The organism is Roseiarcus sp. (assembly GCF_052145395.1).
GTDB lineage: Bacteria > Pseudomonadota > Alphaproteobacteria > Rhizobiales > Beijerinckiaceae > Roseiarcus.
In genome coordinates, this window is the sequence record NZ_JBKQOT010000824.1 from 1 (window position 1) to 8,420 (window position 8,420).

Genomic DNA, 8,420 nt, shown 5'->3' on the forward strand with positions numbered 1-8,420 from the left:
CTGCAGAACCAGAAAAGACGCCTCGCCGCTGAACTTCGCCGTCATCCAACACACCGGCTACAATCTCCTCAGCGCCGGCAAGACCCGCGGCTCCATCCGCCGAAAGCGCCTCAGAGCCTGCATCGACCCAGAGTTCCGCACAAAGCTCTTCGCCGCTTAACGATTTAGGATTTTGCCCTGCGATCGGCCGGCTTTCCACCGGGAATGGAAGCCCGGATCAGACAGGGGCGCCGTATTTCCGCATTCCCGGTCCTACCGCAAAAGTCGTTGATCCGTTTGCAAGACTGTCGCATGCTTCGCCCTGCGCCGGGCCTCGACGATGCCTCTCCCAAGAAGGGGAGAATGCGTACCCACGGCCGGCCGCGCACATGACCGCACCGATCCGCTCGCAGACGATTCTCGCCTCCCTCAAAGCCAGGGCCCGCGCGCTTGGCTTCGACGCCTGCCGCGTCACATCCGCCGATCCTGCCCCGGAGATGCAGGCAACGCTCGCCGCTTGGCTCGCCGACGGCGCCCATGGCGATATGGCCTGGATGGCGGAGACTTTTGAGCGGCGGGCCGATCCGCGCGCTCTGATGGTGGGGGCCAGAAGCCTCGTCATGCTCGGGCTCAACTACGGGCCGAAGGAGAATCCGCTCTCGGCTCTCGAGCGCAAGGACCGCGGCGCGATCTCGGTCTACGCCCGCAATCGCGATTATCACGACGTCATCAAAGGAAAGCTGAAAGAGCTGGCTGCGCATCTCGTCGCCGCGGCCCGACCCGCTAACGCCGGCGCAAAAGTGTTCGTGGACACTGCGCCGCTGATGGAGAAGCCGCTTGCCGCTCGCGCCGGGATCGGCTGGCAGGGCAAGCACACCAACCTCGTGTCGCGGGAGTTCGGCTCCTGGCTGTTCCTCGGCGCAATTCTGACCGATCTCGACTTCGCGCCGGACAAGCCTGAGACCGACCATTGCGGAACCTGCCGGGCCTGCCTCGACGCGTGTCCGACCAAGGCCTTTCCCGCGCCCTACCGGCTCGACGCCCGGCGCTGCATATCCTACCTGACGATCGAGCTGAAGGGGCCAATTCCCCGGAGCTTAAGGCCGGCGATCGGCAATCGCATCTACGGCTGCGACGACTGCCTGGCCGTCTGTCCGTGGAACAAGTTCGCCGCCGCCGGGCGCGAGGCGAAGCTCGCCGCCCGGGAGGATCTGAACGCGCCGCCGCTCGCTGAACTGGCGCGGCTCGACGATTCCGCTTTTCGCTCCCGGTTTTCCGGCTCCCCGATCAAGCGAATCGGACGGGCGCGCTTCGTGCGCAACGTCCTCGTCGCTATCGGCAACGCGAGAGATGCGGCGCTGGCCGCGGCGGCGCGGGAAAGGCTCGACGACAATGAGCCCATCGTTCGCGGCGCAGCCGTGTGGGCGCTCGCGCAGACGCTTTCAGGAAAAGAATTTTCCGCTCTCGCCGACGCAAGAGGGGGGAGCGAGCCCGACCCCATCGTCTCGCAGGAATGGCGTTCCGCCCCCCGCTCGTCCGACCGTGAATCGCTCCTCCCGCCCCCTTCTCTTTAGGCCAGGTCCGCCCTAGTGCGCGGCGGCCATTTGCGCCTCATGCCTCAACCTTTCGATCTCGTCCTTGAGGTGCAGCTTCTTTACTTTCAGTTCGTGGACCTTGATGTCGTCAAACGCCGGATGACTCTCTTCGGCCATGATCGCTTCTTCAATCGCCTGATGACGGCGCACCAGCTCGTTGAGATGCGAGTCGATCGACATGGAACTGCTCCGTATGATCCAAAACGACGGAAGTGTGACACAACGAACGAAGCGCGCAAGCGGCAAAATGGCGCAGCGCCCAGACAATCGTGGCCTTGCAGGGCGGCAATCCACGGAAATCCACGGCCCACCCCCCATGCGCCTGAATGATCGTCAGGTCAGGCCGACCGGAGGCGCCGCGGCAGGAGGTCAAACCCGCCGCCCGGCCGTGGAGAGCCTTGCCTCCGCCAGTCCACGCGCCCATAGTCTCGGTCGGAGCGAGACGCGCCCTGCGCGTCAAGTCGGTCGTCGCGTGGTGGAACGATGGAGAAGGAGCTGACCGAGGAGGAACGCGCCGCCCTTGTCGCCCAGATCGAGCGGCTGCGGGAGGAGCATCGCGATCTCGACGGCGCGATCGAGGCGCTCAGCGAAGCCGGCCAGGCCGACCGGCTGCAGTTGCAGCGGCTGAAGAAGCGGAAGCTGATGCTGCGCGATAAGCTCGTCCTGCTGGAGGACCAGCTGACGCCCGACATCATCGCCTGAGCACAAGCAGATGCCTTACCGGATCAACGCCGATCTGCCGCCTTCGGTCCGGGATCATCTGCCGGAGCATGCCCAGGACATCTTTCGCGAGACGTTCAATGCCGCCTATGCGGCGCATGCCCACGATCCCCGTCAGGAGGAGGCGGCCTTCCGCATCGCCTGGGCGGCGGTGAAGCGGAGCTACGAGAAAGTTGGGGACATCTGGGTTCGGCGTTGAACTCCAAAGGGACCGTCGCTGCCTCAAGAGCGAAATGAATATGGGTTCGACCACCGCCGTCATTGCGAGGAGTGCAGCGACGAAGCGATCCAGGAAGGTAGAGCGCCGTACGATCCCCTGGATTGCTCTTCGCTTCGCTCGCAATGACGGGAGACGAATCGACTTGAATTCATCCTGCTCTAGCGCCGCGGGACCATGGCGTCGTTTCCGGAGGCCCTGGCTATGCTCGGGTTCAGCTTCCCCGGCATCCGCTACGTCGGCTTGCGCCGGCATGGCGAGGGTTCGCGCGACGCCATCCCGGCGGCGTCAGGCGACGGAATAAAAAAAACCCCCGCCTTCCGGCGGGGGGTTGCTTTCAAGAGGCTCTGTCCACGCGAACGTCCGTCAGGCCCTGCCCTCAGTCGACGACAACCCGGGGGGCGCGGCTCTTGCGGAAGCCGGCGAACCCGAGGCCGGCGAAGCCGATCGCCAACATAGCCCAAGTCGACGGTTCCGGAACAGTGCCAACGCTCGCGGTAAAGGTGGAACCGATGGTCGCCCCTGTCATGGTGGGCGCGTTCACCGACGTTTCCAAGACCACCGAGTAAAGATCGCTGGTCAGCTTCGGAGTCTTGAGCGTGTCGCCCGTTTCCGTGACGATCCCGTCTTCCCGTCTGCATTGGACTCAAACGTCACGGACCCTTCATACGTTAAACCCGACGTGGCGTTGCCGCTCGTTCCCAGCTTCGCATTGGTGCTGGAAAAATAGAGCTTGTCCGTAAGCGTCCAACCGGCCGGTAGCCCCGAGTCGCCCGTAACGGGGTCACTAGCGAATGAACTCGGACCGACGAACGACGGAATCACACCAACGTTATTACCAGTATAGACGAGATTGTAAGCCTCCTCGAAGAGATTCAAGATCTTGCTGGTCTTTGTTGACTGCATAATATACTCAGTCAGGGTCAATTGACCGGGATAAGTCGTGGGAAACGCGGCCTGTGCTGAAACCTTCGAAAAATCCCCGAAAGCCTTGGATTTCGTGATCGTACCCCAGCTTAGCGGCGAACTGCTGCCGGAGACGAAGGTAACAGCACCAGCGCCCTCCTGCAGACCGAGCTTGTAGGTGGGTACGGGTACGACTTTCGCGTTTGCCACGCCCAGTGGGCCCGCGAGCACCGTGGTCGCGAGCAGAATCACCTGATAACGAGAAAACGACCTCGACATTGGGAACCCCCATTTGAATGCGCCTACCCCTGCTTCCGACCAGCGCCGAAGCCTGCGCAAAAGCAGTATGTGTACATAGTTAGCCTATGTTGAAATGCCTGTAAACAATTTTCTTGGCGCGCGTCCGAACTCAAAGTCCACGTCGTCTCAAGCGGCGTCTTTGATTGGCGGGGCCTTTGCGGAGACCCATCCGCTGGTTTGCTCTCCGCATTTCCGTCACGCGCTTCCCCTCACCGGGTCGCGGCCGCGCGTGATATAGAGCCGCCGCATGACCCTCAGATCGATCGGCGCCGGCGCGCTCCGGGCGGCCTATGAAGAGCATGGCCCGGCGGATGGCTGGCCTTGCGTGCTGGGACACGGATTTCCCTATGACGTCCACGCCTACGCCGAGGTCGCGCCGATCCTCGCCGAGGCGGGGGCGCGGGTGATCGTCCCCTGGTTGCGCGGCTTCGGGCCGACCCGGTTCCTGTCGTCCGAGGACCCGCGCTCGGGCGAGCAGGCGGCCCTCGGCGCCGACCTTCTGGCGCTGATGGACGCGCTCGGGATCGAGCGCGCCGTCCTCGTCGGCTACGACTGGGGCGGCCGCGCGGCCTGCGTCGTCTCGGCGCTATGGCCGGGGCGCGCCGTCGCGCTCGTCTCGGGCAATGCCTACAACGTCCAGAATATCGCTCGCGCGATGGAGCCAGCCACGCCGGCGGAGGAAGCGGCTCTCTGGTACCAGTACTATTTCCACAGCGAGCGCGGGCGGATCGGCCTGACGAAGGATCGGCGGGGGATCGCGCGCCTCCTCTGGCGGCAATGGTCGCCGACGTGGCCGTTCGACGATGCGACCTTCGAACGGACGGCCGAGGCCTTCTACAGCCCCGACTTCGTCGACGTCGTGATCCATTCGTACCGGCATCGATTCGGTCTGGCCGAAGGCGACCCAGCCTACGCCGACATCGAGCGGCGTCTGGCGACGCAGCCTCCGATCCGCGTTCCTGCAATCACCATCGACGGCGCGCGAGACGGGGTGAATTTCGGCACGGGGCATCACGCCAAAAAATTCCTGGGGGCGCACGAGCGCCGCGTGTTCGCGGACACGGGCCACAATCTGCCCCAAGAACGGCCGCATGAGTTCGCCCAGGCCGTGCTCGACGCGCGGGCGATGGCGCTCGCGGGCGGCGAGGCGCCGCTCGTCATCCGCGACGTGCGGCCCGACGAGTTCGAGGCCATCGGCCGGATGTTGGTGGCGGTCTATTCCGGGCTCGAAGGTTTCCCGAGGCCGGAAACACAGCCAGACTATTTCAGATCGCTGGCTGAGATCGGCGGGCAGACCGAAAAGCCAGGCGTCCGACTCTTTGTCGCGCTCGAGGGCGAGCAAGTCGCCGGTGCGGTCGTGTTCTACGCCGACATGGCCGAGTACGGTTCGGGCGGAACGGCGACCGCAGAGACGGACGCCGCCGGCTTCCGCTTTCTCGGCGTCGATGCGGCGGGGGGGGGGCGCGGCGTCGCGAAAGCGCTGGTTGAGCATTGCATCGAGGCGGCAAGGGCGGCCGGCCGGCGTCGCCTCGTCATCCACTCGACCGAGGCCATGAAGGCCGCCCGCGCCATCTACGCGGCGCGAGGATTTGCGCGCGCTCCGGACCTCGACTTCGTCCAGGGCGCAATGCCGGTTTACGGCTATCGCCTCGCCCTCTGACCGGATCCCCTTCTCCCCGCGAGCGGGAGAAGAGTACGTCCCTTCAGCCCTGCATCGCTCCCGGCCCTGGAATTGCGCCGGGCGGGCACTTGCCGAGGATGATCATGCCGAGCACCTCGTCCTTGGTCATGTCCGTCACCCGGCCCGAGCCGACAATCTGTCCGTTCTTCATCACGGTCACGCGGTCGGCGAGGTCGAACACGTCATGGATGTCGTGGCTGATGAGGAAGATGCCGATCCCCTCGGCCTTGAGCTGCTTGACGAGTTCGCCGACCTGCGCCGTCTCGGCCGGCCCCAGCGCCGCTGTCGGCTCGTCCATGATCAGGATCTTGGCGTTGAAGTGGATCGCGCGGGCGATGGCGACCGACTGGCGCTGGCCGCCCGAAAGCGCGATTACCGGCTCCTTGAAGCGGCGGAAATTGGGATTGAGCCGCCCCATCACCTTGCGCGCCTCGGCCTCCATCGAGGAATCGTCGAGCGTTCCCCAGCGGGTGAGGAGCTCCCGGCCGAGATAGAGATTCGACGCCGCATCGACATTGTCGGCGAGCGCGAGGGCCTGGTAGACCGTCTCGATTCCGTAGTTCTTGGCGTCGCGCGGATTGTTGATTGTGACTTCCTGGCCGCTGATGAAGATCTGGCCGGAGTCGCGCTTGTAGGCGCCGCTGAGGATCTTGATCAGGCACGTCTTGCCGGCGCCGTTGTGGCCGAGCAGGCCGACGACCTCGCCGGGGTAGAGATCGATGTAGGCGTGGTCGACAGCTTTGACGCCGCCGAAGGCGATCGAGATGTCCTTCATCTCGACCAGCGGAGTGCGGACTTCAGCGTCCATGGTTTTAGCCCTTCGCAGTTCTGCGGCGATAGAAGGTGTCGAGCCCGACCGCGCCGACCAGCACCACGCCGACCACCATCTGCTGGAACGCCGAATCGAAGCCCAGCAGGATCATGCCCGATTGGAGCGACTGAATGACCAGCGCGCCGATCAGGGCGCCGTAGATGGTGCCCACGCCGCCGGCGAGCGAGGTACCCCCGATCACCGCCGCGGCGATCGTGTAGAGCTCGTCGAGCTGGCCGAGTACGTTGGTCGCCGAGTCAAGGCGCGCCGAATCGATGCAAGCCGCGATGGCAGCGAGCGTGCCCATCAGCGCGAAGACCAGGACGGTGATCCGCTTCGTGTTGATGCCGGCGAGCTCGGCGGCCTCCGGATTGCCGCCTATTGCATAGACGTAGCGGCCGAATCGGGTGCGCCGCGCGAGGAACGTCATCGCGAAGCCGATCGCCAGAGCGATCAGCACCTGGATCGCCCAGCCGGTCGAAATGAAAAGGCCGCCTTCAGGAACCGTGATGTGATTGGCCTCGGCCCAGGACGCGGCGACCCGCTCCGGCCACGGATAGGCGTTGACGATCATGGTCGCGCCGAGAACGATCAGGCAGCCGACGACGGCAATGAGATATTCCGCCCACATCGGCCTTTGCGGAAAGCGGAAGCGGGCGCGCCGCTGCCGCCCGGCATAGAGGCTGGCGACGATGCCGACGCAGGCGAGCAGGGCGAGCACCCAGCTCCATGTCGCGCCGATCGACCCGTGCGGTCCGCCACCCAACAGCGAGAAGCGTCCGTCGAGCGGCGCGATCGTCTGGCCAGTCGTCACCCACCACGCCGCGCCGCGCCAGAACAATTGCGCGCCGAGGGTCACAATGAAGGCGGGAATGCCGAGATACGCGACCAGCGACCCATGCAGCGCCCCGATCGCGGCGCCGACCACGAGCGCGATGAGGATGGCGAGGATCCAGATCGACGGATTGTCGAGGCCGAGATAGGCCGGCAGAATACGGACCTGGGCGACGCCGATGATGGTCGAGACGAATCCGATGATCGAGCCAACGGACAGGTCGATGTGGCGCATCACGATGACGAGCACCATGCCGGTCCCCATGATCGCGATGGAAGACGTCTGGACGCTGAGGTTCCAGAGGTTGCGGGGGGTCAGGAACAGGCCCTCGCCGCTCTGGATCTGCGTGTAGACGTTGAACCCGAACCAGATCAGGAGCAGCGCGACGATCATCCCGATCATCCGGGTGTCGACCTCCGTCGCTCGGAGAAGGCGGCGAAAGGCCGGTTCGTCGGGTGCGGCGCTGGTCGCGCCGGGCGCTGCGGAGGTCATGGGCTCTCCCCTTTTTTTCGGTTCTCGTTCGGCACCGCCGCGAGCGGAGCGGTCGCCGTCGCCTTGAGAGAAAGCCGCGCCGCCAAGTGAAACGGCGCGGCCTTGTTATGTTCCACCCCCGGAGGGGACGGTCAACTCAATCGCAGAACTTGACCGTGCCGGGCTTCACGCCGGCGCAGACCTCGGCCTTGGTGATCCAGCCCTTGTCGACAATCACGTTGAGGTTGTCGCGGGTGACTGCGAGCGGGGTCAAGAGGATGCCGTCGACCTTCACGTGGCCCGGCCCGCCGGTGAACGGCTTCACGCCTTCGATCTCGGCGCGCTTCTTGCCCTTGGCGAGGGCGACGGCCGCCTCGGCGGAGACATGGCCGAGGTCGCGCGCGTCTTTCCAGATCGACACGGTCTGGGTGCCGAGCGCGACGCGGTTGATCGCCGCGTGATCGCCGTCCTGGCCCGTCACCGGAACAGAGCCCGCCATGCCCTGCGCCGCGAGCGCCGCAACGACGCCGCCCGCCATGCCGTCGTTCTCGGCCACGACCGCGTCGACCTTGTTGTTGTTCTTGGTGAGGATTTGCTCCATTTCCTTCTGGGCGTTGTCCGGCTTCCACCCGTCGGTGTAGGTTTGACCGACGTCCTTAATCTTGCCGGCGTCCATGGCGGGCTTCAGCACTTCCGTGATGCCCGAGAACAAGAAGTCCGCGTTGGCGTCGCCCTTGTCGCCCTTGATGAAGGCGTAGTTGCCGGCGGGCTTGGCGGCCTCGATCGCCTTGCCCATCATGCGGCCGACGCCGACGTGGTCGACCGTGATGTAGAGCTCGTTCGGGCTCTCGATCAGGCGGTCATAGGCGATGACCGGAATGCCTTCATCGGTCGCCTTCTTGACC

10 protein-coding genes and 1 pseudogene are annotated in these 8,420 nt (G+C 65.1%); 5 read left to right on the forward strand and 6 right to left on the reverse strand.

Features of this window, described 5'->3' with window-relative positions:
* The first annotated feature begins 368 nt into the window (after nt 1–368).
* Nucleotides 369–1,553: a tRNA epoxyqueuosine(34) reductase QueG gene (gene queG / locus ACLP25_RS28455; protein WP_442472454.1), complete on the forward strand. Its 1,185-nt coding sequence runs from the start codon at nt 369–371 to the stop codon at nt 1,551–1,553.
* A gap of 12 nt (nt 1,554–1,565) precedes the next feature.
* Here queG and ACLP25_RS28460 read toward each other — a convergent pair whose 3' ends face one another.
* Nucleotides 1,566–1,754 carry a YdcH family protein gene (locus tag ACLP25_RS28460; RefSeq protein WP_442472455.1) on the reverse strand — a complete coding sequence of 63 codons (189 nt, stop codon included), beginning with the start codon at nt 1,752–1,754 and terminating at the stop codon, nt 1,566–1,568.
* A 303-nt stretch (nt 1,755–2,057) separates the two neighbouring features.
* On the opposite strand from ACLP25_RS28460, the gene ACLP25_RS28465 reads away from it, so the two are divergent.
* Nucleotides 2,058–2,276, forward strand: coding sequence for a YdcH family protein (locus ACLP25_RS28465; RefSeq protein WP_442472456.1), 219 nt, complete (start codon nt 2,058–2,060; stop codon nt 2,274–2,276).
* A 10-nt stretch (nt 2,277–2,286) separates the two neighbouring features.
* A complete protein-coding gene (locus ACLP25_RS28470; RefSeq protein ID WP_442472457.1) occupies nt 2,287–2,493 on the forward strand; it encodes a ChaB family protein in 207 nt (68 codons plus the stop codon).
* Nucleotides 2,494–2,890: 397 nt separating this feature from the next.
* Here ACLP25_RS28470 and ACLP25_RS28475 read toward each other — a convergent pair whose 3' ends face one another.
* Nucleotides 2,891–3,040: a PEP-CTERM sorting domain-containing protein gene (locus tag ACLP25_RS28475; RefSeq protein ID WP_442472462.1), complete on the reverse strand. Its 150-nt coding sequence runs from the start codon at nt 3,038–3,040 to the stop codon at nt 2,891–2,893.
* 50 nt (nt 3,041–3,090) lie between these two features.
* Nucleotides 3,091–3,696, reverse strand: a complete 606-nt coding sequence (locus ACLP25_RS28480) for a hypothetical protein (RefSeq protein ID WP_442472458.1) — start codon at nt 3,694–3,696, stop codon at nt 3,091–3,093.
* Nucleotides 3,697–3,964: 268 nt separating this feature from the next.
* On the opposite strand from ACLP25_RS28480, the pseudogene ACLP25_RS28485 reads away from it, so the two are divergent.
* Nucleotides 3,965–4,849: pseudogene (locus tag ACLP25_RS28485) on the forward strand (alpha/beta fold hydrolase); the annotation flags it as partial.
* A gap of 69 nt (nt 4,850–4,918) precedes the next feature.
* Complete coding sequence (locus ACLP25_RS28490; RefSeq protein WP_442472463.1) at nt 4,919–5,377, forward strand: GNAT family N-acetyltransferase; 459 nt, start codon at nt 4,919–4,921, stop codon at nt 5,375–5,377.
* A 43-nt stretch (nt 5,378–5,420) separates the two neighbouring features.
* Here ACLP25_RS28490 and ACLP25_RS28495 read toward each other — a convergent pair whose 3' ends face one another.
* From ACLP25_RS28495 to ACLP25_RS28505, 3 genes are all read right to left on the reverse strand, one after another.
* Nucleotides 5,421–6,206 (reverse strand): ATP-binding cassette domain-containing protein, encoded by a 786-nt coding sequence (locus ACLP25_RS28495; RefSeq protein WP_442472459.1) that lies wholly within the window; start codon nt 6,204–6,206, stop codon nt 5,421–5,423.
* Nucleotides 6,207–6,210: 4 nt separating this feature from the next.
* On the reverse strand, nt 6,211–7,536 hold the full coding sequence (locus tag ACLP25_RS28500; RefSeq protein WP_442472460.1) for a sugar ABC transporter permease: 1,326 nt from the start codon (nt 7,534–7,536) through the stop codon (nt 6,211–6,213).
* Between the two features lie 136 nt (nt 7,537–7,672).
* Nucleotides 7,673–8,420: substrate-binding domain-containing protein (locus ACLP25_RS28505; protein ID WP_442472461.1), on the reverse strand; the 748-nt coding region annotated here is incomplete at its 5' end.